The sequence below is a fragment of the Trichormus sp. NMC-1 genome (assembly GCF_001858025.1).
Lineage (GTDB): Bacteria > Cyanobacteriota > Cyanobacteriia > Cyanobacteriales > Nostocaceae > Anabaena.
This window is the reverse complement of the sequence record NZ_LZQD01000004.1, coordinates 95,439-118,632: the sequence shown is the minus strand read 5'-3', so window position 1 is coordinate 118,632 and position 23,194 is coordinate 95,439. Positions and strand designations below refer to the sequence as shown.

The window sequence follows — 23,194 nt, the reverse complement described above, 5'->3', positions numbered from 1 at the left end:
ATAAGGTAAGAAAAAAATAAGGGATAGTTACTGTTGTTTCTATCCCTTGTTACTGTATGTATGGTAAGTGGTGTTAGTGGTAGTAAGGTAATGCAGTTTGTAATTGTCGTACTTGTTGTACTTAACGTACTTGCATAACGTTACTTATCTCAACTTCAGAAACATTGTAGATAGCAGCTAGTAACTTAACTGACTTATCATCAATACAACCTAACTGTTGAGCCATTGCAACTGCTGACTGTAATGGAATAGCTTGATTACTTGACTGTGTAAGTAAGTCCAGTGTGGTTTTAGTCGTTTGACGTTTCTTGTAAACAGTATCATTCATAGTAGGACTGTGACCTAAAGACATTGCTCTTTTTTCTAATGGTATCCCTGCCATCATCCCATTGAGATTAGCCAAATGGCGTAAAGCATGAGTTTGAGTAAATCTTGTGTCCTTAGTCCATCTCACTAATGACTTTCTTGCAATATCACTAAGATACTTCCTAATGAAACCTGGATTATCTGAGTTAAGTTCAATAGTTGGTAACTTACCTGATTTAATATCTAACTTCTCAATCAAATCAGGATAAGTAGGTGGAATCATCGGACGTGCTAACCTGTAGCCTGTTTTAGTCGTAGTACCTAACAGCGTTTTATCACCTACTACAGCAATCATTTCTTTATTATTCGGGTCATTAAGCGCCGCTATGATCACCCCATCTTTCGTTTTGTATGGCTGATTAATATTCTGAACTGCAAAAACTTCATGTAGTCTCATGCCGTAAATGACTTGCATGGAAAAGACAAACAGCCAAGACTGCCTAGATTCAAGATTACATCTGTTATCATTCAAAGCTTCTGTAATTACACTTTCCCTCAAGTTCAGAAAGTCATCTAATGAGATGCTTTGGAGATTTTCCTTAAACTTGGTTTGAGTGGCATCAATTTTAGTTAATTCATCTCGTAACTTGACATTATCAACAATTTCAGCCAGCTTTTTCATAGCACAAATACAAAGCTTGAATACCTTAGTACCACGTTCTTTACTATCAATTACGGCTTTAATGTCCTTATAGTTGACTGTGTTATTTAGTGGTAGCAGCTTGTAAAACATTCCATAAGTGTCATACCAGCATGATTGATGACTAGGATTTTTTCTATCTCGCTCTTGACGCTTCTTTGTGTAGCTGTTCCAATAGTTTTCTTCTACCAGCTTAATTGCTTCACTAAATGTAATCAGATCATTCCTGACTTGGTTCTTCTCAAGTATTACCGTATCGTACCAATCGCAAAATTCTGTCTCACTGCTAAACTTGGTTAACGCTTCACTTACCTTGTTTGCTTTTTCTAACGCTTTGACTATACCTATCTCAGTAAAGTCACAATTACAAGCTTTACCTACTCGCTTATCACCCAACTTAAACTGAAGTAATATATATGTACCAGATGCCTTTACTTCCCGTTTCAGTCCCACACCTTTGGGTGTTTGCTTCTGAATATCTTTGAATAATGCTAATAAGCGTTCATACCCAATTAAGTGACTGGTTAGATTGCTTGCTGTAACTTGCTTTTCAGTTTCTCTCATTTCTCTCTCAATTCTGTTTAGCGGTGGAAACGGAATTGAAAGAAAACTGGTAATCCAAACCTGCTAAAATCGGGAATCAGCTAGATAGGCTGGTTCGATTCCAGCAGGGCGCATTTAATATTTACGGTAAGTCTTGAGTCCTGAGAGTAATTAAATCACTACTCAGTACTCAAGGAACTAACAGCCCTGTTAGCGAGAAGTAAAACTTTCAAAACGGAATTCAGTCCCGACTTTGAGCTTATTAGCATTGTAGCGGGGAGACATCAACAGAGAAGAATCGTAAGGATTCGGTAAATCTGGGGTGCGAAGATATGGATCATTCATAGCCTGTTGGGTAAGAAGATCACGATAAACAATATTAACCAACTCGGCATCTTTGGCAATTTCATTATCAGGGAAAGTAGTTCCGAACTTTTTCCCAGGCCCAATTAAAGAATCTACTTGACGCTGTAAACTGCCATTATCGTAAAAGTTAGGATCATTACGAAAATAAGCTCTCTCGAAAGTATCATTTATTGGTGCATAATTGTCTGTTTGCATTTGAGCAGATGCAGCTAAAGGAAAAGCGCTACTAGTGGCTAACAGTAACAACAATCCACTCAGGGTTTGAAATTTTATACTCATGTTAACTACTCCTCAATTTTTGGGTGAATCTTAATTTATGCTTAATTTCAGAACTCACGTGAGTTCAATCTTTGGTGTAGCACAACTTTTAACAGCTTGTAATGACTTATTCTACTGAAACCTCTACCTATTCAGATATTTGGGCAGCTACTACAGATTTAACTACTGTGCGTCAGAAGTTACTAGATTTATTTTGCCAACTTGCTTATCAAGAAGGTGATTTTGTTCTCTCTTCTGGACAACGTAGTTCTTACTATATTAATGGCAAACAGGTAACTCTTCATCCCCAAGGTGCTGTGGCTGTGGGCAGGTTGTTGTTATCCATGCTACCTGAAAATACACAAGCTGTAGCAGGTTTAACGCTGGGCGCTGATCCTATTGTCTCAGCGGTGAGTGTGGTTTCTGTCTATGAAAATCGCCCTTTACCAGCTTTGATTATTCGCAAAGAAGCTAAAGGTCATGGGACAATGGCTTATATTGAAGGCCCCACTTTGCCAGAGGGTGCAAATGTGGTGGTTTTGGAAGATGTGGTGACGACTGGACAGTCTGCACTCAAGGCTGTGGAGCGTTTGCAAGCTGCGGGTTATACTGTGGATACTGTAATTTCCCTTATAGATAGGCTGCAAGGGGGAGCAGAGTTATATCAATCTGCTGGGTTGAAATTTGAAGCCTTATTTACAATTACGGATCTTCAGGAACGGTATCGAGAGGTAAATTAAGTTTTTTTAACGGATAGAGACGCGGAGGAAATTGCTGTGTATTCCTTCGTGTTTCTCAGCACTCACATTTGAGTTGTCAGTTTCCTAGATTCAAGCTGTTTTATAATATCAAAATTTATAAAAATAATGGTAAAATATTGTTTTATAGTCAAATAATTAATTAATTAAATAATGAATGAATTATTGACTCGCATTACGCAAGTTCCTGGTCAATGTGGGGGTCGTCCTTGTATTCGAGGTATGAGAATTAGAGTCAGTGACATTTTAGAAATGTTATCGGAAAATGTCACTGTTAGCGAAATTTTAGAAGACTTTCCCGATTTAGAACCAGAAGATATCCAAGCTTGTCTTGTGTTTGCTGCACGACGTACTGATTTTGTGCGTTTGACAGCATGAAGATTTGGATTGATGCACAGCTACCCCGACATTGGCAAGTTGGGTAACAAATACTTTTGCTATAGAAGCCTTTTCATTAAGAGATATTGGGTTACGTGACGCTAAAGATATCGAAATTTTTGAATCTGCAAAAATCGCAAATGTCATCATCATGACGAAAGACAGTGATTTTGTTGATTTGGTTTGTCGCTTAGGGATACCTCCTCAAATTCTTTGGTTGACTTGTGGAAATGTTACTAATCGTAATTTGCGTCAGCTTCTGACAATTACTTTACCTGATGCTTTGGAACAATTACGGCAAGGAGAAATGATTGTGGAAATAAGTAATAGTCGGTAAACAATTACGATTTAGGTTTAATCTCAAATTCATGGCTTGTTGAATAATTAAACCGCATAAAATTTAATCATTAGAAACTGATTGATTTAGTCCTTCCATGAGAATTTCCCCAGCCCCGAAGTTATTATAAGGCGTTGGTAGGTGATATGTTTTGAAAGGTTCTAATGGAGAAATATCTTCAGCGGTGTCCAAATCTTCTGCAAGGATGCGAATTAATTTGAGTTTTTCTGGTGTTGAAAGTTGTCGAATTGACGGGAGTAACTCGGTTAATGTCATATTTTTCTACTGGATGTGTTTGAGGTATGTAAAGTTAGAGTTATCTTATTCTAACTGTTCCAATAGCTGACGCACTGATAATACTGGTATGGCTGAATTAGAAAACCCTTTCCTATCACGAGTAATAATCGCGTCTAAACCTTGGTAAACTGCACAGTAAATTTGAACTGCATCCTCAAAATCTACTAAACCAGATGCGAAAGCTGCTTCTAAAATAGCCCGGTTAACAGGACAAATAACCATAATAGTTAATGTCGTTGAAATCGCTTGTCTAGCTAGTTCAATACTTTGAGTTTGTCTGCGAGCAATGTAGAAAATGTCAGTTAGTGTAGTAGCAGTCACATATCCAATTATTTGCCCAGAATCAATTGCCTGAAATAGGATTTCTGCATCTTCTAAAAACGGTTCTCGCTCTAATAAGTAATCTAAAATAATGTTAGTATCAATGAGAATTTTCACTAAAGATACTTCTCTACTCGATGTTGTTCTAACATTGCATTCACCTGTTCATCGATTGGTGCTGGTTGATTGGTTTTTAATAAACCTTTCATTTGTTTGATAATGCGAGTCCGTTCAGATTTTTGACTGGGTTGATTTTGCAAGGATTCGATAATTGCACGGACGAGTTCTAAGCGATCGCTCTCAGGTAGTTGAAAGGCTTTCTCTTTCAGTTCTTGTAGAGACATAGAGGTTATTTTAACAAACGCTATATTTACCTTTGTTCTATTTTATCGCAAAGCGATATCTTCGGTCAGCTTCGCTATCGCACTCCCCAAAACCACACTACAAGCGCTCGTTGATTTGTTAGTTTGTACATTTTCTCAAAGCTGGGTTAAGAAACAAAACCTGCGTATAACAACAACAATTAATGTTTAAAATCTTGTATTTTCTTGCTCAAACTCAAATGCCAAGAAGATAAATATTATTCGCTTTCCTTGTTATCACCTTCCTCAATTTCAACTTCTTCTAAAGATTGCCCATGACTACTCAGCAAATTCCAAATATCACAATAAAAGAAATTATCAATAGTTTGAATATGTTGAGAGAGCAATCCATCTGTAATCATGTTTGGGCGAATATCACAGTAATATACACCGTCAAGTGGATTTAGTTTTATAGTGTAAGCTTTGAAGTGTCCTGGCAAAAACGTTGCATTAATACCATAGCGATTTTGTGGCTTGGTTTTCTTTCTTTGTACATCGTTTAAAAAAATTGCAATGTGAGGTAAAGCCGTACTAGTTAGCTTGTTATATAAAAATTTATCTACAAAAATTTTATCAATACGGTCTTTACTCGAAGTTTTAACCGAACCAATTATCTTGAGTTCATTGTCTTCACTAATCAATAAGTCATGTTGATAGGTTGTATTAAACAAAATTACTCCGTTATCGTCTCTAATCGGAACTTGTACTGTTCCAGAAACACAATCTACATTTAGAGATGCAATCAAAAGACGAATGAGACGCTCAAAAAGATCCCCATTAACTTTACGAGCTTGGTTAGACTTTCCAGAAGGTAATGCGTCAAGGGTAGCACCAATAGCTTGCTGAACCGTATAGATCGTACAGATTAAAACCTGACGTAATGAGTTATCCGGTAGTTGTCTATCTCGCAACTGATCAAGAGCTTGTAAAAACTGATTAGAAGCAATTTCAAATGTTTCACTATCATACATCAAGTTAGTATTGATTGGACGAGTTATATTGTAATAACCATCATTTGTGTATTGATAAAATTGGTAATGATTTTCATTTTGTGAAACGATTCTAGCTTGTAAGCCAGTTGCTATAAATTCTAGATAGTCTCTGCAAAAAAAATGTAGTTTTGAATAGTCTGAAAATTTTCTTTGTCCACTGCATGATTTACTAAATCTTCTAACCTCATCGAATAGACTCCCTACGTTCTGAATTTTTGCGATCAAAGGCGATCCATTCTGCCTTTGTCATGCGACGGACATTTTCTAGTCGTTTAATTGCCCAAGAATTGTAATCAATATTTAGATCACATCCCATCCAACGACGGTTAAGTTGTTCTGCAACTACAAGAGTTGTCCCTGATCCTGAAAATGGATCAATAATCAAATCTCCTTCCTGAGATGATGCAAGAACAAATTTTCTTAATAATTCTTCTGGCTTTTGAGTTGGATGAGGTGTTGTCTCCCCCATTCCGTTACAAGTAGTAGGAATTTCTATTACATCTTTAGGCTTTGCACCTTTTGGGTTAGGTGTCCAGTTATTATGTTTTTTGCTTGTTCCTTTTCCATAAGCACTTGTTTCTGCTTGGGGGTGAGATGGATATTTTAATGTGTGTGCGCCATAAGGAATTCGCACATCGTCAATATTAATTTTTGCTTGATCTGATTTACGAAAATGAATAATACTTTCATGTGATCGTCCCCAATCACTACCTAAGTTAGCCTTGTTTTTATAGTGCCAAATTAACCAACGACAATTTTTGAAATATTTTGATGATGGATATTTCAGATCAGCTAATATTTCCGAAAAACCACAAACGTAAAGAGATCCAGTTGACTTAAGAATACGCGAAGCTTGACTAATCCATTGAATTGACCACTCGATATATTTTTCTTGGTTCTCAAAATTATCCCATTCAGCTTTTTTAATATTATAAGGTGGATCTGCAAAAACTAGATCCACGGTTTCTGATTCAATTGATGCCAGCCAATCTAGTGAATTACCTTGATAAATTTTCCCATTATGATGTGTATATTGTAATTGAAAACCTTGTGTTAAAGTTTGTAAATCTTTTTCAATGTTCTGTGATTCTACGACTCCAAAATCTAGAGAATGTTGTATTACTTTTAATATACTATTATTACTACCCACTCCTATCTATCCTCACTACTTTAAACTTTAACCAACGACTAAAAAACTCAATGTATCACCATCAAAGTAACATTAGCAGTTTGAAAAATATCCTCAAACTGCCAAAAAATATAATACCCTAAACTATCTCATTCCCCAATCTTTGTAACAATTCCTCACGGGATAAATTACCCAAAGAAAGAAGTAACTGAGTGCGTTCAGAAATAGGAATATTGGCAATCTTTTCCACCAAACCAGATAACTCAGCATCCAAACTACCAAAACGCCCTTCCAGAAGAGAAGTTATCAACAAAAGTTGTCCTTCCTGTTTTCCTTCTTGCTTCCAGTCTTCTATTTGTTGTAAATAAGCCGGTGATAAGTTCATAATTACTTCCTCTTCATCCCTACTTAAATTATCTCTCAATTCTAAATTCTTGCGCCAGTCCGCTAAAATTTCTAACAAATTCTCTCGAAAAGGGTTATTTTCTGGTAATTCAGTTAACTCCTCCACTGCTCTTTTTTGTGTTCCTCCTTTCCCCAAAACTCTCAACCATAGAGTATCCTCATTTTCTGGTAATTGATGAATCACAACTATTGCTGTTTTCAAAATATTCGGTAGAAAATAAACACCTTGAACCCAATGTTCTGCAATTTCAACTGCACCTAAACCCGCAATCATGCGATCTGAGAAAGTTGGTGTTAAAATCCATAAAATTGGTAAATCTGATTCTGCAATATTTCTATTTTCTCGTTTTGCTTTCCTGACAACATCGCCATGAACAGCATATAATTTAAGTAAACAACTGCGAATTTCTATTTCCGATGGTGGATTGCGAAAAGGCTCAAATAAACATTGAGTTTTCGCCATCTTCCCTAATAAACCTAAAGGGAGATTTTCCTGATTTTGATCAGAAAATGGTTCAAACCAAACATCAATTTCTTGAACTTCACTTTTAACCTTTTCGCTTTTTTTAATTGTTCCTAGAGGTGTTAATAATTCCTCTAGATATTCTTTAGCAAATTGATCATGAGATTGTCGAGTCATTATATGTTAGTCAAATTTTTTATTGAATTGTTGTTTAACCTGTTCATAAATTTCCAGAGTTATTAAAGATATGCTATTCTCTTGAGCATAATTTTCAATCTTCTTACGGGCAAAAGGACGAACAAAAAAAGGAATATCCTTGAGTTTAGCTTCAGCTTCAGCAGTCCATTTAATCGGTTCACTCATGGATTTTTAGAGTTTAATTTCAATATAAAGATTGGGATTGATGTACTAGGTTTTAGATCCCCGACTTCTTAAAGAAGTCGGGGATCTTGTTGTTTAATACTTAAACCTGCGCTACAGGCTCTTTCGCCAAAAACTTCTCCAACTCAGTCAAAGCATCAGCATCAACCTTAGTCTGCATTGGACAGAACTTAGGTCCACACATGGAACAAAACTCAGCGGTTTTATAGATATCTGCTGGTAAAGTTTCGTCATGATATTCCTTCGCTCTTTCTGGGTCTAAAGATAACTCAAATTGACGATTCCAGTCGAAGTTATATCGAGCTTCAGAAAGTTGATCATCTCTATCTCTAGCACCAGGGCGATGTCTTGCAATATCCGCCGCATGAGCCGCAATTTTATACGCAATTAAGCCATTACGCACATCTTCAGCATTAGGTAAACCTAAATGTTCTTTAGGAGTCACATAACACAACATCGCTGTTCCATACCAACCCGCCATCGCTGCGCCAATGGCTGAGGTAATATGGTCGTAACCAGGAGCAATATCAGTCACCAAAGGACCGAGAACATAGAAAGGTGCTTCCGAACACTCTTCCATTTGCTTGCGGACGTTGAACTCAATTTGATCCATAGGTACGTGGCCGGGACCTTCCACCATGACTTGGACATCATGTTCCCAAGCCTTGCGGGTAAGATTTCCCAGGGTTTTCAGTTCTGCTAACTGCGCTTCATCTGAGGCATCATGGGTACATCCTGGGCGCAGGGAGTCGCCTAAACTGAAGGAAACATCATATCTTTTAAAAATCTCAATGATGTCGTTGAAATGGGTATACAGGGGGTTTTGTTTGTGGTGATGCAACATCCACCGCGCCAAAATTCCGCCACCACGAGAAACAATACCTGTAATCCGGTTTCTGACTAAAGGTAAATGTTCAATCAAAATTCCCGCGTGGATGGTTTGATAGTCTACCCCTTGCTGGGCGTGTTTTTCGATGATATGAAGAAAATCGTTAGCAGTGAGATTTTCAATTGTGCCGTGAACGCTTTCTAAAGCTTGATAAACTGGAACTGTGCCAATGGGAACAGGTGAAGCGTTGATAATTGCGGTGCGAATTTCATCTAAATTACCGCCACCTGTGGACAAGTCCATGACGGTATCTGCACCGTATTTTACCGCCAAGTTGAGTTTATCAACTTCTTCTTGCAAGTTGGAAGAGTTGGGAGAAGCGCCGATATTGGCGTTAACTTTGCATTTAGAAGCGATACCGATCGCCATCGGTTCTAGGTTAGTGTGATTAATATTAGCAGGGATAATCATCCTTCCCCGTGCCACTTCTGCGCGGATAAGTTCAGCAGGCAGGTTTTCCCGCTTGGCTACGTATTGCATTTCTTCAGTGATCACACCCTGACGGGCGTAGTGCATTTGCGATACGTTAGCTTGTCCACGTCGCTTGGCTACCCATTCTGTACGCATATTGAAATTCCTCAAATAAACAGCTTCCCTCCGCTGGTATTACCCAGACTCAGGTGTTAAGGGTTTGATCTCAGCTTGATTTCTCAAGCACCCCTAGCATGGTCTAGATTGTAGCATTTTCGTTGTGGTTGGCGGAGGGGCGTTTAATCTGTAGTTTCGGAATTTAGATAAATATTTTTTTCACGCAAAGACGCAAAGGCGCAAAGTAAGAGCGCAAAGAAGATGTATTATTTACTAAACTATGGCAAGAACATTAGCCAAATTAGATGGTTCGCAATAGTTTCTAATTAATGCTTTGGCATTTTCTCGTTTTTCACCTGTAAATAAGTTAAATATTACTTCTTCATTTTGCGAGTAAAGATGTAATAAGCCAAAGTCTTTAATTCTTGAATAAAGTAAGGGAACTCCTGCTAATGTGAGTAAATGTAATTTTTTATTGTCGCGTTCTCTTGCGTCATGAGAATCATGATATGTAGATTGAAATTCTACGACTAAGGAAGGTTGATAATTATTGTTTGTGATGAGAGCGTCTACACTGGAACTAAAGAAAAATTTTCTGAGTTCTATATCAAGACCTTTATCTAATTCGCAAAATGAACATAAGCTAACTTGGGTATGAATTTTATAATTATCATCTATGCAGGTTTGCAGAAACTCTAGCATTCTTTCTTCGTAAGGATTAATCAGTCTTTTTGGTTTTACAGACATTAATTTTTCTCCATTAAGATTTTTGCAAAGTGGGTAATGAATTCTTCTAAAATTTCTCCTAATTTAATTTTAGCTTGCCATGTATATGGAAAAAGCTGATCATCTTCTAGATGTAACCATATTCCTCTTTCCTCAAAACCAGATGGAGGTTCATAATCAACTATCGTCTCGAAGCAACCAACTACTTGTTCGTTAGTCCAGAATCCTTCATCAACTATTTCTTCTAAAAAAAGCTCTGAATTACTTGGTAAAACCCAATATTTATCTAAAAAAGGATATCTACAAGCATAATATGTGATATTTAAGTATAGTAAAAATGGTTCCCAAACATCACGAGGTAAAGAGACATATAGACCATCTTTTCTCTGCGACAAAACCAACTGATAACGTTTAGCACCCTTACCAGGATTTTTCAACCGATAACCTATATATTGAGATGTTCGCTTCTCTTCAAACTTCTCATAAAAACCTAGTTTAGCTAACATACTGATAGCTAAAGATAACAAATCTTCCCCACCTTCAATTACCTGAATATTAGTCGAAACCAAACGAGGAACACCGTTTTCAACCTCAAAGCGTTGGATGACATCGTATATAATTTTTGACATTTTTTTCCAAAGACCTTGATTAAGGTTCATGGAAATATCATAAACCCTATTTTCTAAATATACAAGAGTCTTAGCTAAGATTTTTGGGTTTTGTAGAAATGGTTTATTTTACCTATTTATACAGACATCTCCGATAAAAAATGTAGAGACGTTCCATGGAACGTCTCTACAAGGGTTCTGGATGATATGCTTATTGAATTTTTGGAGATGTTTTAATCAAACCTCATCGGGGTTAACCCCCAACTCCCGCAACCGTTCCGCTAAACGTGCGGCTTTTTGCTGTTCCTGTTCTAATTGAGATGTTAATTGCTGTGTTTTCTCACCACTATGTAACAATAAATTCCCTTGAATATCCCACCAACGTAACCAATGCGCTTGCATATTATTATACTGTCCTTCCCAAATGCCTAACTCTACACCTAAAGGTAAAATAGGATAATGACCTCTTTCATTAGCTGGTAGTAGCTGATAATATCCATCAACCAGATGATAAACTTCTATACTGGCTTTTTGTACCTCATAAATGCCATAAAACGGTACTCTTATCGCTTGTTCATATACCCAAAATTTACCAGTTATTGGTGTTTTATCTCGCTCCTCTGAACCATTACCAGAAACAAATTCTAAAACTATTAAAGGTGCTATATATTCCTGCCACAATACATAAGAACGGCGAAATTTACCGTTTAACATTGGTGGTACATTGGCTACATAAAACCAATCTGGTGCTTCTGCGCCTTTTTCTGGAGGTTCCGCTAAACGCCAATAAATACCACAATCTTGACCGATCGCATATTGTCCATCAGAATGTAGTTGTTCCAATACGCTGTTAATCGAGTCAGTTAGTAAAATGCTTTGGGGATGTTCTTGAAAGTTCTTGACAAATGTTCCATCCGACTCTGGTAACTCGGTGTGGTCGGGAAGATGAATAATGTTTAATTCAGCAGATTTAGCAAGAGTCATAGAACTTGGGTAAGTGGGTTAAAGACTCGGTTGCATCTATTCTAGTTGAATATTATGGTACTACAGTGCGATCGCTCTCCACAGGCATCGCTCTTTTTAATTACGAATTACGAATTACGAATTACGAATTATTTAAATGCTTCCTGAAGTTGCTCTAGGGTCAAAGATTGAACTAAACTCAATGGTAGCGGTTGCTGACTAATAGTATTAACATAATCTGCACTCAAGTAGCTCAGGTAACTTGGTTGTTCCGCGACATAGGTTTGGAAGAAAGGAAAACTTAAAGCTTTGACGTAGCTACGTGCCAATGCGGGATTTAAACCGATTACCTCTGTAGGAACAGGCAAAACTGTATTCGGTGATTCTGCAATAGTAGAAAAGTGTGTACTACCGTTAATCAGCATTAAGTACTTATTTGCTGTTGTTAACCAAGTAAAAGGTATAATTTGTTCTGGCAAAGCTGGAGCAATAGTATCGCCACTGCCAGATATAATCATCACTGGGATTTTAATTTGGCTGAGACTAGCTTTCCCCATAATACTGCTATTAACAGGATTAATTGCAATTACTGCTTTAACTCGTGAATCGAATAAATTATATTCTGTATTTGGTAAATTTATAGCCAAGCATTGAAGTAAAAGCGAAACATTTAGTGTATTTTTTATATCTGGGCAATCTTTGTCTAATTGCTGAAAATTAATCTTTGCACCTGCTAATGCTAAAGCTGTGTAGCCACCAAAAGATTGTCCGATAACTCCTATTTGTTGTAGATTTAAACGCCCTTTAAATGTTGGGTTATTTTCAGATAAACGAGTTAGTTCATCTAACAAATATTTCACATCTAATGGTCTATCAATCAACTCTCTAGGGTTAGTTACTGTCTGTGCTGTGCCTGACAATAGAGCTTGCAATTGTTCTGCATTACTACCAGGATGCTCTGGAACAGCAACTATAAAGCCTGATTTGGCAAGATGTTCCGCCAAGTAAGCAAAGCTGGTTCTGTCAGAACCGAGTCCGTGGGAGATGACAATGATTGGACGCGGATTTGAGATATTGGGTAGATAGATATCAGCGGGAAAAGTGCGGTTCCGAGATTGGTCATTAAGTATGATAGTTTGTTTTTTATAAGTAAAGTTACTGCTTTTTTTAATATTCGCTAAAAAACCAGAATTCAGATTTGATGTTGTTGATTTTAGTTGGGATTGTTCGTTAATAATTGCTACTGCATTTTGGGTTTGATTGACTAAAGTCTGTAATGTATCTGCAATTTGCAAACTCCGATCTAAATTAATTAAAATTGAGCTTGTGGGAAATTTGCGTAATACATTTAAAAGCGTAAAATCATTTGGCTCTGCTGCTGCCAAAATCAGTGCTGCTCGAATTGCATAGAAACCTGATAAACGAGAGTCTGTTTGAATAATTTCTCCCAAATTTTCTAATAATTTCTCGCCAATTGAGGTATAAAGAAATTGTGAAACGTTTACTATATTCAAGGGAATAGGTGTTAGTAAAACTTTCCGCAGTTGAGTTAGTTGTTTCTTATCGGCATACTGAGCATATACAGCTAAATCATCATCTATTTTGCCTGTTTTGGCATATTTCTCAAGTGAATTAATTGGTATAGATCGCTCTACAATACCGTAAGAAAGGGTTAATCGCTCTGCACCTAAAACAGGATAAGCAGTCAGTGCAGGTAATAAACCTATACTAAAAACCCCGCCAGCTAATTTGCTCCAAATAACTTGTTTAGTTATGAGATCATTCATTAAACGCCACCTTAACCGGATACCAACTGAAGCTCGTCTTTTGGAAATTTTTCCCACGCTTGTTTTCAATGAGTTGGTGCGGGATTATTATGATCATAAACCACAATCACATTCCTCAACTTTCTCCCCGCAGGAGTTAAAATTTGACCAATAATTATTTCATGGTACAAGCCCCCAGATTTATCAGTGGAATCAATCCAAAATCCAAAATCCAAAATCCAAAGTCGGATAACCAATGACCATAAGTATATTATTTTTCATAAACCCTATGGAGTTCTGAGTCAATTTACCCAGGAATCTCCTAAACACAGCACCCTAAAAGACTATATTCAGGTTCCTGATGTTTATCCAGTGGGACGTTTGGACTGGGACAGTGAAGGTTTACTGTTGTTAACCAATGATGGACCATTACAGCATCGCCTTTCTAACCCCCGCTTTGGTCATAAACGCACCTACTGGGTACAGGTAGAACATATTCCTGATGCCGAGGCTATCAATAAGTTATGCACAGGGGTGGAAATTCAAGATTATCGGACTCGTCCTGCCGAAGTCAGGCTACTATTTGAAGAACCTACTGTTAGCGAACGCCACCCCCCGATTAGATTTAGAAAAAATATCCCCACAGCTTGGCTAGAAATGACCCTCACCGAAGGGAAAAACCGCCAGGTGCGGCGCATGACTGCGGCTGTAGGGTTTCCGACTTTACGATTAATCAGGGTCAGTATTGCTCACTTACAACTCAATGGTTTACAACTAGGGGAATGGCGCGAAATAACTCCTGCGGACATCAAAATCCTGAAAAAATCACTGTCGGCGAAATACATCTTAAGTTAGCTGTCTGTCTGGATCATCTAACGTAAGATTCATTTATAGCCGTGGACAGGGTGGTTAGGACATCAATTGATAATGAAACTCCCACTACAAGAGGGTTTTACTCCTGACTCCTGACTCCTGACTCCTGCTATATCTCAAGAAGATGGAGTGATAATGCTGATGTAACCGGAGCAAAAAAGATTGCTACTATTGGGCTGCTAAAGTAAACCAGCCTAGCGGAACGAATTGTTTGTGTCGTAGTCTCAATACAGATAGTTCAGGGCTACTGAAAGCCTACACTTTAGCTTCTTGCTGACAGTGTGGGTAGTTTACAATTATATACTGCCACCAATATTCCCTGGTGAATCCACAATCTCTTATAGATCTACTGTAGTCAGGGTCAGCTAATTGTGGCACTTTGGATCTAGTGGCTAACAGCACTTTAGAAGGAAAATCGAGGAACTTCCACTATGCTGATTTGCCCTCACTGTCAATTTGAAAACCCTAATGACAATAAATTTTGTCAAAACTGTGGTACTTCCCTAATTCATAAGGACTGTCCTCAATGCAGTACTCAAGTAGCTTTAAATACACAAATCTGTCCTAACTGTGGTGCAGAATGTGGCACAGTTTGGTGGGCAATCATTACTCAAAAGACACCTGTTGCAATTTTAGAAGATGGGGTGAATAATTCTTTTTCGCCTTCACTATTGGCGGTAGGCTCTTTTTTAGACCCACAGCAGCGTTATCAGTTGTTGGAGCCGTTAACAGATGCTTCAGTCATGGCTACAAATGTGGAAGTCAAAGTCAGGGTTTTAGATTGCCGACCCTATCAAATATCACCCATTGGGGCTATGCTCGAACATGAGCCAAAGGGGTTGATGATGCCATCTGCGGATGTAGGTGGAATACCTAGTTTTGCTCAAGCTTATATTGCTTTACAAAGGGAGATGTCAGCAGGGATTCCACTAATTCATGATGCCTGGGAGCAAGATAATCTACAGGTGCTACTCTTGGAAGACCGTTCCCATTGGCAGGTTTTACTGGATTTGTGGCAAGATAACACAACACATCCGTTACAAATATTACATTGGTGTTATGAGATGATTCAACTGTGGGGGGTACTCGAACCAGTGAATTGTCGCCAAAGTTTGTTGGAGTTATCGAATTTGCGCTTGGATGAAGACCAAAGATTGGGATTACAACGTTTGTATGTAGAAGAGTCTGCTGGTAATTTACCAAATACAGCACAGCCTGTAAATATCAAAGCCTTGGGACGAATTTGGGAAACTTTATGTAGAAAATCCCAACGCACTCACATTGGCTCGGTTGTGCATATGTTGGAGGATTTAGAAGTCGGTAAGATTGAAACTTTGGCACAATTGCGATCGCGTTTGGAGGAGATAGCTACAGAACTAGAATCACCCCAAAACCCAGATTTTAGCGACCTAGAGGCACAATATACCACTGCATCCACTATGTTTCCAGATCATGATGCAGAGGAAATGAATGATAGAAATGAAGATGCACCGACAATCCTACTGTCAATGCAGTTAAAAAGTGTAGAAGATACAGGACGCACTGATGTAGGTCGTCAACGTAATCATAATGAAGACTACTTTGGCATTCAAACCAACCTGCAAAAGCTGGAATTACCCAGAAGTCGCACTTTGCAAGCAAGAGGTTTGTATATTCTCTGTGATGGAATGGGGGGACACGCTGGGGGAGAAGTGGCCAGTGAGTTAGCAGTGAAAACTGTGCAACAATACTTTCAAGAAAACTGGGTTGCTCCGGAATTACCAACCCTAGAAACTATCCACCAAGCAGTTTATTTAGCTAATCAGAAGATTTACGATCTTAATCAACAAGAGTCTCGTTCTGGTATTGGGCGCATGGGTACTACCCTGGTAATGTTGTTAGTGCAGAACACTAAGGCAGTCGTCGCTCATGTGGGAGATAGCCGTCTCTATCGTCTGACTCGCAAGGGGGGACTAGTACAAGTTACGGAAGATCACGAAGTTGGTCAAAGGGAAATTAGCAAAGGTGTAAAACCTAGTCTAGCTTACGCCCGTCCAGATGCCTACCAACTCACCCAAGCATTAGGACCACGGGACGAAAATCTGCTCCATCCTGATGTGGAGTTCTTTGAGATCCATGAAGATACTCTCTTACTGTTAGCTTCGGACGGTCTATCGGATAATGATTTACTGGAGAGCAACTACCAAACTCACTTAGAACCGCTACTTAGTTCTGGAGTTAACCTAGAACTAGGTCTGAGCGACTTAATTGATTTGGCAAACGAATACAATGGCCATGACAACATTACGGCTATACTGATTCGGTTAAAAGTTTGTCCCAATCAGCAAAGTTTTCAATAGAGCGGGGAGTGTCAATGTGGTTACTCTAACCCTGTTAGACAGGCAACAAAAAACGCCGCTTCAGCAGTGGTGCTTTGAGAATTCCACCGTGATTCGGATTGGTCGGGCGGTGGATAATCACGTTGTTTTAAATGATAGTCTAGTTTCTCGGTATCATCTGGAACTTAAGCAAATCAGTGCTGCGAAGAAGGGTGATTCTTGGCAAGTAATTAGTCAAGGGACAAATGGGACTTTCCTCAATGGTACTCTGATCAACAAATGTATACTGCCCAATAATTCCCTGTTGCAATTGGCGCAGGGGGGTCCTATCCTCAAATTCCAACTTCAGGAAATTCGAGAACCGGAGGCTTTACCTGGCTATCAAAATCAGAATGTCACCGCTGCTTTCAATAGTTCTAGATGCACCCACGAAGGGAATTCCCCAAATAATCTGTTTTGCGTTCACTGCGGTGAACCGCTTTCAGTACAACAGAGAATTCGTCACTATCAGGTGTTAAGAACTCTAGGACAAGGAGGTATGGGTACTACTTATCTAGCTTGGGATGCTACTGGTTTGACTACGGGTGTACCGCAATTGTTGGTTTTAAAGCAAATGAATGCTGATATGGCTAAAATTGCTAAAGCCCAAGAGTTATTTACACGGGAAGCCAACACTCTTAAATGTCTTAACTATCCGGGAATTCCTAAGTATTACGACTTCTTTGTCGAAGGTGGCAAAAAATACTTGGCGATGGAATTAATTCATGGACAAGATTTAGAAAAACGTATATATACTAATGGCCCGGTGACACCCCATCAAGCGATCGCTTGGATGATTCAAACCTGTGAGATCTTAGAATATCTTCATAACCAAGAGCAACCACTTATTCATCGTGATATTAAACCCGCAAATTTAATGGTGCGAAGTTCTAACAATCGTGTCGTGGTGTTGGATTTTGGAGCAGTAAAGGAAACTGGAACCGCACCAGGGACAAGGATTGGTGCAGAAGGTTATTGCGCCCCTGAGCAGGAACGCGGACAACCCTTGACACAATCAGACTTGTATGCTGTTGGTCCAACGCTGATTTTTTTGCTCACTGGCGAAAATCCTTTGAAGTTTTTCCGTCAAAAGGGACGAGCTTTTGGCTTTGATGTGAAAAGCGTACCTACCATTACTCCTCAACTCCGAGAAGTTATTGAGCGCGTTACGGAACCTTTGCCACGCGATCGCTACCAAACTGCTAAGGAACTGGCTCAGGCATTGCTTATTTGTCAGTGATGGACTTGGGGGCAGTTATCAGTTATTACTTTTCCCCTTGCCCCATACTTATTCTTCATCCCAAGTTTCTACCGCCAGTAGGTCACCAATTGGATCTTGCATACTAAAGCCAAAGTCTTGCAGTTCCTGTTTCCAGTGCTGCCAGTCATTGCCGTATAGTAAAGCAATTTTCCAAATGCTATCGGTGGGCTTGATGATATTGGATTCTACGAGTGATTGCACGTTACGCTGCAATTTCACCATAGGGTGAATTACTTGCTGAGTCATAACCTCGATGTAGTTCAGATTTTATTTGGGTAAATGCTTAATCAAAACTGCTTTCCGTTTTGCCATTGTTACTTGTGCGTAGAGCGCTATATTTTGGCAAAGCTAGTCTTAACTTCTTGAGTATATCACAACTCACGCTAGTAAATTGCTAGAAAATGATGTTTTGTACGGTAATCACCACCACGAACTGTTAATTATGCCTAGGAGTCATTGCCAAAGCTGAGTCTAGCAGTTGGTGAGCATCCCAAATGTCTAACTTCATTCGATAAAATACCAGCGTTAAGCAACTATTTAGGAAATTTTCATCTGAGTGCAGAGAATTAACTCAGCTTTGGGTATTTGGTGATAGTTTCTGTGAGGTTGTGGGTAATCTCATAAATAGAAGAGGAGGATTGCTGTTTTTTAAGTATTTACCGCAGCATTTTTTGAAACATGGCAATTTCAGGAGATGATTACTTAGTTAAACGTCGTCAGCAGTTGGAGCGAAAGCAAAGAATCGTAACATATATTTCTATCGTGTCTTTTGGTGGTTCAATGTTATTTGGAGCAGTCAATACTCTCAAACAATCTTGGGAGAAGTCTCAGCAACCAGTTATTCAGTCTGTTGACACAGAATTGCAACAACAGGCTAAAGAATATGAGTTGGTTTTGCAGCGAGAACCAAATAACCAATTGGTGCAGGAAAAACTTTCACTACTGCGGCTAGAAATGAAAGATACAAAAGGTGCGATAGCTCTCATGGAGAAGTTAGTGCAGCAGCATCCTGATAGGCAGGATTATAAAGTTGTTTTGGGGAATATGAAGAAGAAGGAGAGCGATGCCTACGGCGAGCGAAGCTATCACCCTTAGGATGGCTTACTATTTTCAGTAGAAACTCAACTATATCTAAATCGCTCTGATAGCGAAGTTGGTACAGCAGCATTCTTATAGGTAAGATTATAAGACTGTTTTAGCGGATATAAAAAAAAGGGAAAGATCAGAGCGATCGCTAAGTAGTAAGACTGAATAAAAGAAAAGTTAGTAGTAAGGGCTTTAGCCCTATCAAACCTAGCAAGAGAGCGATTTATCGCTCACTACGACAAAAATTTTATCTGACATTTAATTCTGTCTACCTACTTAGAAAAATTTGATTAGGTTAAAAAATTAAGAGCATGATTATGAATAATGAAATTAGTAATTCTGAACTTAACCGTTTAATTCCGCCAGAAATCAAAAATGATGAATTTTATACAGCTATTCACAGAATTGCTAGGCAAGAAGATATTAAAACAGTTTTAGAAATTGGATCATCTTCAGGTGAAGGAAGTACAGAAGCTTTTGTTATGGGTTTAAGAGAAAACCCTAACCATCCAATTTTGTTTTGTATGGAAATTTCAAAACCTAGATTTGCTGAGTTGCAAAACAGGTACAGCAATGATTTATTTGTAAAATGTTATAATTTTTCTTCTGTTTCACTAGAAAGTTTTCCTAAGCAGCAAGAAGTTATAGATTTTTACAGAAGTAATATAACTAATTTAAATTTATATCCATTAGAACTAATTCTTAGTTGGTTAAACCAAGATATTGAATATGTAAAAAACTCTGGAGTTGCTGATAGCGGTATTAAAAGAGTTAAACAAGAAAATAATATAGACTATTTTGACGTGGTTTTAATAGACGGCTCAGAATTTACTGGTGTTGCAGAATTAAATGAGGTATACGGAGCAAAATTTATTTGTTTAGATGATATTACTACATTTAAAAATTATATCAATCATCATAAATTGCTAAATGACTCTAGTTATATACTCATTTCTCAAAGCACATCTGTTAGAAATGGATATTCTGTTTTCAAAAAGAAGGATAGTGTTGAAAATTATTTTTCTGTGTATGAACAATCTGAGCAAATACTAGTGACTAGACTTGTTAAACCAGGAATGCTAGTTTTTGATATTGGTGCTAACATTGGTGATTATTCAATACTTCTAAGTAAACTAGTAGATTATTCTGGAAAAGTTTATTCATTTGAACCAGCATCAACTACTTTCACTCGGCTGCAAGAGCGACTTATTGCTCAAAATATTAAAAATGTTTATGAATTTAAAAAAGCATTTTACTCGGATAATACTCAAATAGAATTTAATGAATTTCCAGAAGATTTTTCAGTGTGGAATAGCATTGGAAAACCACAAATGTTAGATCCCGAAGGATCAGGTCAATATATACCCATTATAAATACAGAGATTGTTGACGCAATTAAGTTAGATTCATTTTGCTTAGAAAATAGCATTGCTCATATTGATTATTTGAAAATTGATGTTGAAGGTGCTGAAAGTGATGTATTAGAGGGAGCTAGAGAATTATTAAAAAATAAATCTATAAGATATATACAATTTGAGATATCACAAAAAATGTTAGAGGGATTAAATCGTATTGCCAAATCTACTTTTGATATCTTGATTGAAAATGGTTATGAATGCCATCGAATAACTAAAGATGGAAATATTGGAGAAAAAGTAGTAAATTCTAATTCTTTTTATGAAAATTATATTGCTTTTCCCATAGTACCAATTAATTTTTTTACCATTGTTTTGAATGGGCAACCATTTATTCAATACCATATAGAAGTATTCAAGCAACTTCCATTTAAATGGCATTGGCATATTATTGAAGGTGTAGCTGATTTACAACATGACACCAGTTGGAGTGTCCAATTGGGAGGAAAAGTTAGTGATGAAATTCATAATAATGGTCTCAGCTATGACGGTACTAAAGAATATCTGGATAAATTAGCGGAACTATATCCAGATAATATTACAATTTACCGCCAACCCAAAGGAGAGTTTTGGGATGGTAAGAGAGAAATGGTAAATGCACCACTTGTCAATATTCAAGAAGAATGTTTGTTATGGCAAGTTGATGTAGATGAACTATGGACATTAGAGCAGATTTGTACTGCTAGAGAAATGTTCATTAGTAACCCTGAAAAAACTGCTGCTTTTTATTGGTGCTGGTATTTTGTTGGAGAAAAACTCATTATTAGTACCCGTAACTGTTATGCACAAAATCCCCAACAAGAGTGGTTAAGAACTTGGAAATATAAACCAGGATCATTTTGGGCAGCACATGAACCTCCCGTATTAGTTGAACCTCTTCTCGACGGACAACATCAAAATATCGCAGCGATAAATCCTTTTTTACATGATGAAACTGAAAAGAATGGGTTAGTGTTCCAACACTTTGCCTACGTCACGTCAGAACAATTGCGGTTTAAAGAACAGTATTATGGGTATAGTAATGCTGTATCTCAGTGGCAAGCTTTACAATCAAACAGTAAATTTCCTACTTTATTAAGAAATTACTTTGCTTGGGTAGGAGATGAAACAATAGTAGATATTGCTGAATCTTACGGTGTAATACCAATCGTGCAAAGGGATTTCAGGAATAGTAACTGGCGGTTTTTACACCCAGATGAAATACAGATGCAAAGAGAAAAAATTCAAAAACAAAAGCCAAAAATTATAGTTGATGGTGTATTTTTCCAACTATATCGAACAGGAATTGCTAGAGTTTGGCGAAGTCTCCTGCAACAATGGGCAAACACAGAGTTTGCTAATCATATTTTAGTCTTAGATAGAGTTAATACAGCACCCCAAATTCCCGGTATACGCTACCGTAATTTTCCCAGCTACGACTATAATAATACCGAAGCTGACAAGCAGATGCTTCAACAAATATGTGAAGAAGAAGAAGCCGAATTATTTATTTCTACCTACTACACCACCCCCATAAATACCCCTTCAGTATTCATGGCTTATGACATGATACCAGAAGTATTGGGGGCGAATTTTGGTGAACCTATGTGGCGTGAGAAACATCATGGAATTAAACACGCCTCTGCTTATATTTCCATCTCTGAAAATACGGCTAAAGACTTAAATAAATGTTTCCCTGACATACCCTCAGAATTAATTACTGTTGCTCATTGTGGTGTAGATCCTCTTTTTTCTCCTGCTTCTGAAGGCGAAATTAACGCTTTTAAATACAAGTATGGCATTAATAAACCATACTTCCTATTAGTTGGTAGTGGTGGTGATTATAAAAATGGTATTTTATTTTTTAAAGCTTTCTCAAAACTAGCTACTAGCTACGGATTTGATATTATTTGTACTGGTATTGGTGGAATATTAGCGCCAGAGTTAAGAACCTACACAGCAGGTAGTGCTGTACATATGCTACAGCTAAGTGATGACGATCTAGCAATAGCTTACTCTGGTGCAGTAGCACTAGTTTATCCTTCTAAGTATGAAGGCTTTGGAATGCCTGTATTAGAAGCAATAGCTTGTGGTTGTCCTGTGATTACTTGTCCTAATGCTTCAATACCAGAAGTCACAGGAGAAGCAGCTATTTATGTCAATGATAATGATGTGGACGCACTGACAAATGCTCTGTGTGAAGTTCAGAAACCGAATATTAGGAAAGCTTTAATTACCGCAGGTTTAGCACAGGCTAAAAAGTTCTCTTGGACAAAGATGGCGCAAACTGTGAGTTCGGCGCTAATTAATGCAACTTTGTTATCTTTAAATCTCAGAGAAACTAATTTAATTATACTCCCTGATTGGTCACAACCAGAAGATGAACTTGGTTTAGAGTTACAAGAAATAATTAAAGCATTAGCTAATCATCCTGAAAGCGAAAAAATTACTTTACTGATTAACACAGGTAATATTGATGCTGAAGAAGCAACAATGTTTCTATCTAGTATTGCCATGAATTTATTAATGGAAGAAGATTTAGATGTTAGTGATAGCATAAATATTTCCCTAGTAGCTGAGTTAGGGCATATGCAATGGGAATCTTTATTACCGCGCATTTATGGCAGAGTAGTTTTGAAAAATGAAGATGAATTAGCTTTAGCACAAGCTCCAGTTAGCAAGCTACAAAGTTATCAAATAGATAGTTTTATAAATTAACTGTAAGAGCATTTGTGTAAAATCCATTC

24 protein-coding genes and 1 riboswitch are annotated in these 23,194 nt (G+C 37.8%); of the genes, 9 read left to right on the top strand and 15 right to left on the bottom strand.

All coding sequences use genetic code 11. The features are described from left to right. Window positions 1–121: 121 nt before the first annotated feature. Complete coding sequence (locus tag A9Y75_RS14290; protein WP_071190228.1) at window positions 122–1,570, bottom strand: hypothetical protein; 1,449 nt, start codon at window positions 1,568–1,570, stop codon at window positions 122–124. 189 nt (window positions 1,571–1,759) lie between these two features. Continuing rightward, window positions 1,760–2,194: a hypothetical protein gene (locus A9Y75_RS14285; protein WP_071190227.1), complete on the bottom strand. Its 435-nt coding sequence runs from the start codon at window positions 2,192–2,194 to the stop codon at window positions 1,760–1,762. 101 nt (window positions 2,195–2,295) lie between these two features. On the opposite strand from A9Y75_RS14285, the gene pyrE reads away from it, so the two are divergent. From pyrE to A9Y75_RS14270, 3 genes are all read left to right on the top strand, one after another. Next, window positions 2,296–2,913 (top strand): orotate phosphoribosyltransferase, encoded by a 618-nt coding sequence (pyrE, locus tag A9Y75_RS14280; protein WP_071190226.1) that lies wholly within the window; start codon window positions 2,296–2,298, stop codon window positions 2,911–2,913. A 171-nt stretch (window positions 2,914–3,084) separates the two neighbouring features. Next, a complete protein-coding gene (locus tag A9Y75_RS14275) occupies window positions 3,085–3,309 on the top strand; it encodes a DUF433 domain-containing protein (protein WP_071190225.1) in 225 nt (74 codons plus the stop codon). Between the two features lie 31 nt (window positions 3,310–3,340). Beyond that, window positions 3,341–3,646, top strand: coding sequence for a DUF5615 family PIN-like protein (locus A9Y75_RS14270; RefSeq protein ID WP_236721412.1), 306 nt, complete (start codon window positions 3,341–3,343; stop codon window positions 3,644–3,646). A 63-nt stretch (window positions 3,647–3,709) separates the two neighbouring features. On the opposite strand, the gene A9Y75_RS14265 is transcribed toward A9Y75_RS14270, so the two are convergent. The 11 genes from A9Y75_RS14265 to A9Y75_RS14215 form a co-directional block, all read right to left on the bottom strand. Continuing rightward, window positions 3,710–3,922 carry a hypothetical protein gene (locus A9Y75_RS14265; protein WP_071190224.1) on the bottom strand — a complete coding sequence of 71 codons (213 nt, stop codon included), beginning with the start codon at window positions 3,920–3,922 and terminating at the stop codon, window positions 3,710–3,712. Between the two features lie 45 nt (window positions 3,923–3,967). Beyond that, window positions 3,968–4,381 (bottom strand): PIN domain-containing protein, encoded by a 414-nt coding sequence (locus tag A9Y75_RS14260; protein WP_071190223.1) that lies wholly within the window; start codon window positions 4,379–4,381, stop codon window positions 3,968–3,970. Further along, on the bottom strand, window positions 4,381–4,608 hold the full coding sequence (locus A9Y75_RS14255) for a hypothetical protein (RefSeq protein WP_071190222.1): 228 nt from the start codon (window positions 4,606–4,608) through the stop codon (window positions 4,381–4,383). Before A9Y75_RS14255 ends, A9Y75_RS14260 begins: the two co-directional genes overlap by 1 nt. Window positions 4,609–4,844: 236 nt before the next feature. After that, entirely contained in the window at window positions 4,845–5,843 is a 999-nt protein-coding gene (locus A9Y75_RS14250; protein WP_177176191.1) for a hypothetical protein, read from the bottom strand. Further along, window positions 5,803–6,768 (bottom strand): site-specific DNA-methyltransferase, encoded by a 966-nt coding sequence (locus tag A9Y75_RS14245; RefSeq protein ID WP_236721411.1) that lies wholly within the window; start codon window positions 6,766–6,768, stop codon window positions 5,803–5,805. The genes A9Y75_RS14250 and A9Y75_RS14245 overlap by 41 nt, the downstream gene beginning before the upstream one ends. Before the next feature lie 118 nt (window positions 6,769–6,886). Beyond that, complete coding sequence (locus A9Y75_RS14240; RefSeq protein WP_071190220.1) at window positions 6,887–7,792, bottom strand: hypothetical protein; 906 nt, start codon at window positions 7,790–7,792, stop codon at window positions 6,887–6,889. A gap of 6 nt (window positions 7,793–7,798) precedes the next feature. Continuing rightward, on the bottom strand, window positions 7,799–7,978 hold the full coding sequence (locus A9Y75_RS14235; protein WP_071190219.1) for a PCP reductase family protein: 180 nt from the start codon (window positions 7,976–7,978) through the stop codon (window positions 7,799–7,801). Window positions 7,979–8,078: 100 nt separating this feature from the next. Further along, the gene (thiC, locus tag A9Y75_RS14230) at window positions 8,079–9,452 is read right to left on the bottom strand and encodes a phosphomethylpyrimidine synthase (RefSeq protein ID WP_071190218.1); all 1,374 of its coding nucleotides are present in this window, start codon (window positions 9,450–9,452) and stop codon (window positions 8,079–8,081) included. Window positions 9,453–9,460: 8 nt separating this feature from the next. Beyond that, window positions 9,461–9,557, bottom strand: a riboswitch (TPP riboswitch). Window positions 9,558–9,686: 129 nt separating this feature from the next. Further along, the gene (locus A9Y75_RS14225; RefSeq protein WP_071190217.1) at window positions 9,687–10,160 is read right to left on the bottom strand and encodes a DUF2726 domain-containing protein; all 474 of its coding nucleotides are present in this window, start codon (window positions 10,158–10,160) and stop codon (window positions 9,687–9,689) included. Beyond that, complete coding sequence (locus A9Y75_RS14220) at window positions 10,160–10,768, bottom strand: hypothetical protein (protein ID WP_236721410.1); 609 nt, start codon at window positions 10,766–10,768, stop codon at window positions 10,160–10,162. The genes A9Y75_RS14225 and A9Y75_RS14220 overlap by 1 nt, the downstream gene beginning before the upstream one ends. Before the next feature lie 216 nt (window positions 10,769–10,984). Then, window positions 10,985–11,731, bottom strand: a complete 747-nt coding sequence (locus A9Y75_RS14215; protein WP_071190215.1) for a Uma2 family endonuclease — start codon at window positions 11,729–11,731, stop codon at window positions 10,985–10,987. A 5-nt stretch (window positions 11,732–11,736) separates the two neighbouring features. Between A9Y75_RS14215 and A9Y75_RS28520 the strand changes: the two genes are divergently transcribed. Then, window positions 11,737–11,889 carry a hypothetical protein gene (locus A9Y75_RS28520; protein WP_177176190.1) on the top strand — a complete coding sequence of 51 codons (153 nt, stop codon included), beginning with the start codon at window positions 11,737–11,739 and terminating at the stop codon, window positions 11,887–11,889. On the opposite strand, the gene A9Y75_RS14210 is transcribed toward A9Y75_RS28520, so the two are convergent. Further along, a complete protein-coding gene (locus tag A9Y75_RS14210; RefSeq protein ID WP_071190569.1) occupies window positions 11,860–13,497 on the bottom strand; it encodes an alpha/beta hydrolase in 1,638 nt (545 codons plus the stop codon). The genes A9Y75_RS28520 and A9Y75_RS14210 overlap by 30 nt on opposite strands. Window positions 13,498–13,725: 228 nt before the next feature. Here A9Y75_RS14210 and A9Y75_RS14205 point away from each other — a divergent pair, with 228 nt between their 5' ends. From A9Y75_RS14205 to A9Y75_RS14195, 3 genes are all read left to right on the top strand, one after another. Continuing rightward, window positions 13,726–14,331 carry an rRNA large subunit pseudouridine synthase E gene (locus A9Y75_RS14205; RefSeq protein ID WP_071190568.1) on the top strand — a complete coding sequence of 202 codons (606 nt, stop codon included), beginning with the start codon at window positions 13,726–13,728 and terminating at the stop codon, window positions 14,329–14,331. Between the two features lie 449 nt (window positions 14,332–14,780). Continuing rightward, window positions 14,781–16,688, top strand: coding sequence for a serine/threonine phosphatase (locus A9Y75_RS14200; protein WP_071190214.1), 1,908 nt, complete (start codon window positions 14,781–14,783; stop codon window positions 16,686–16,688). Window positions 16,689–16,704: 16 nt separating this feature from the next. Continuing rightward, window positions 16,705–17,946 carry an FHA domain-containing serine/threonine-protein kinase gene (locus A9Y75_RS14195; RefSeq protein ID WP_071190213.1) on the top strand — a complete coding sequence of 414 codons (1,242 nt, stop codon included), beginning with the start codon at window positions 16,705–16,707 and terminating at the stop codon, window positions 17,944–17,946. Window positions 17,947–17,994: 48 nt separating this feature from the next. On the opposite strand, the gene A9Y75_RS14190 is transcribed toward A9Y75_RS14195, so the two are convergent. Then, window positions 17,995–18,213: a DUF4327 family protein gene (locus A9Y75_RS14190; RefSeq protein ID WP_016949683.1), complete on the bottom strand. Its 219-nt coding sequence runs from the start codon at window positions 18,211–18,213 to the stop codon at window positions 17,995–17,997. A gap of 432 nt (window positions 18,214–18,645) precedes the next feature. On the opposite strand from A9Y75_RS14190, the gene A9Y75_RS14185 reads away from it, so the two are divergent. Then, window positions 18,646–19,062 (top strand): hypothetical protein, encoded by a 417-nt coding sequence (locus A9Y75_RS14185; RefSeq protein WP_071190212.1) that lies wholly within the window; start codon window positions 18,646–18,648, stop codon window positions 19,060–19,062. A 308-nt stretch (window positions 19,063–19,370) separates the two neighbouring features. Beyond that, complete coding sequence (locus tag A9Y75_RS14180) at window positions 19,371–23,165, top strand: FkbM family methyltransferase (RefSeq protein ID WP_071190211.1); 3,795 nt, start codon at window positions 19,371–19,373, stop codon at window positions 23,163–23,165. Window positions 23,166–23,194 lie beyond the last annotated feature (29 nt).

Bases quoted from the DNA above. Each gene is read 5' to 3' on its own strand.
- A9Y75_RS14190 (WP_016949683.1), bottom strand. From the start codon at position 18,213: ATGACTCAGCAAGTAATTCACCCTATGGTGAAATTGCAGCGTAACGTG.
- A9Y75_RS14225 (WP_071190217.1), bottom strand. From the start codon at position 10,160: ATGTCTGTAAAACCAAAAAGACTGATTAATCCTTACGAAGAAAGAATG.
- A9Y75_RS14290 (WP_071190228.1), bottom strand. From the start codon at position 1,570: ATGAGAGAAACTGAAAAGCAAGTTACAGCAAGCAATCTAACCAGTCAC.
- A9Y75_RS14220 (WP_236721410.1), bottom strand. From the start codon at position 10,768: ATGTCAAAAATTATATACGATGTCATCCAACGCTTTGAGGTTGAAAAC.
- A9Y75_RS14210 (WP_071190569.1), bottom strand. From the start codon at position 13,497: ATGAATGATCTCATAACTAAACAAGTTATTTGGAGCAAATTAGCTGGC.
- A9Y75_RS14180 (WP_071190211.1), top strand. From the start codon at position 19,371: ATGAATAATGAAATTAGTAATTCTGAACTTAACCGTTTAATTCCGCCA.
- A9Y75_RS14185 (WP_071190212.1), top strand. From the start codon at position 18,646: ATGGCAATTTCAGGAGATGATTACTTAGTTAAACGTCGTCAGCAGTTG.
- A9Y75_RS14235 (WP_071190219.1), bottom strand. From the start codon at position 7,978: ATGAGTGAACCGATTAAATGGACTGCTGAAGCTGAAGCTAAACTCAAG.
- A9Y75_RS14275 (WP_071190225.1), top strand. From the start codon at position 3,085: ATGAATGAATTATTGACTCGCATTACGCAAGTTCCTGGTCAATGTGGG.
- pyrE (WP_071190226.1), top strand. From the start codon at position 2,296: ATGACTTATTCTACTGAAACCTCTACCTATTCAGATATTTGGGCAGCT.
- A9Y75_RS14285 (WP_071190227.1), bottom strand. From the start codon at position 2,194: ATGAGTATAAAATTTCAAACCCTGAGTGGATTGTTGTTACTGTTAGCC.
- A9Y75_RS14200 (WP_071190214.1), top strand. From the start codon at position 14,781: ATGCTGATTTGCCCTCACTGTCAATTTGAAAACCCTAATGACAATAAA.
- A9Y75_RS14215 (WP_071190215.1), bottom strand. From the start codon at position 11,731: ATGACTCTTGCTAAATCTGCTGAATTAAACATTATTCATCTTCCCGAC.
- A9Y75_RS14255 (WP_071190222.1), bottom strand. From the start codon at position 4,608: ATGTCTCTACAAGAACTGAAAGAGAAAGCCTTTCAACTACCTGAGAGC.
- A9Y75_RS14240 (WP_071190220.1), bottom strand. From the start codon at position 7,792: ATGACTCGACAATCTCATGATCAATTTGCTAAAGAATATCTAGAGGAA.
- thiC (WP_071190218.1), bottom strand. From the start codon at position 9,452: ATGCGTACAGAATGGGTAGCCAAGCGACGTGGACAAGCTAACGTATCG.
- A9Y75_RS14265 (WP_071190224.1), bottom strand. From the start codon at position 3,922: ATGACATTAACCGAGTTACTCCCGTCAATTCGACAACTTTCAACACCA.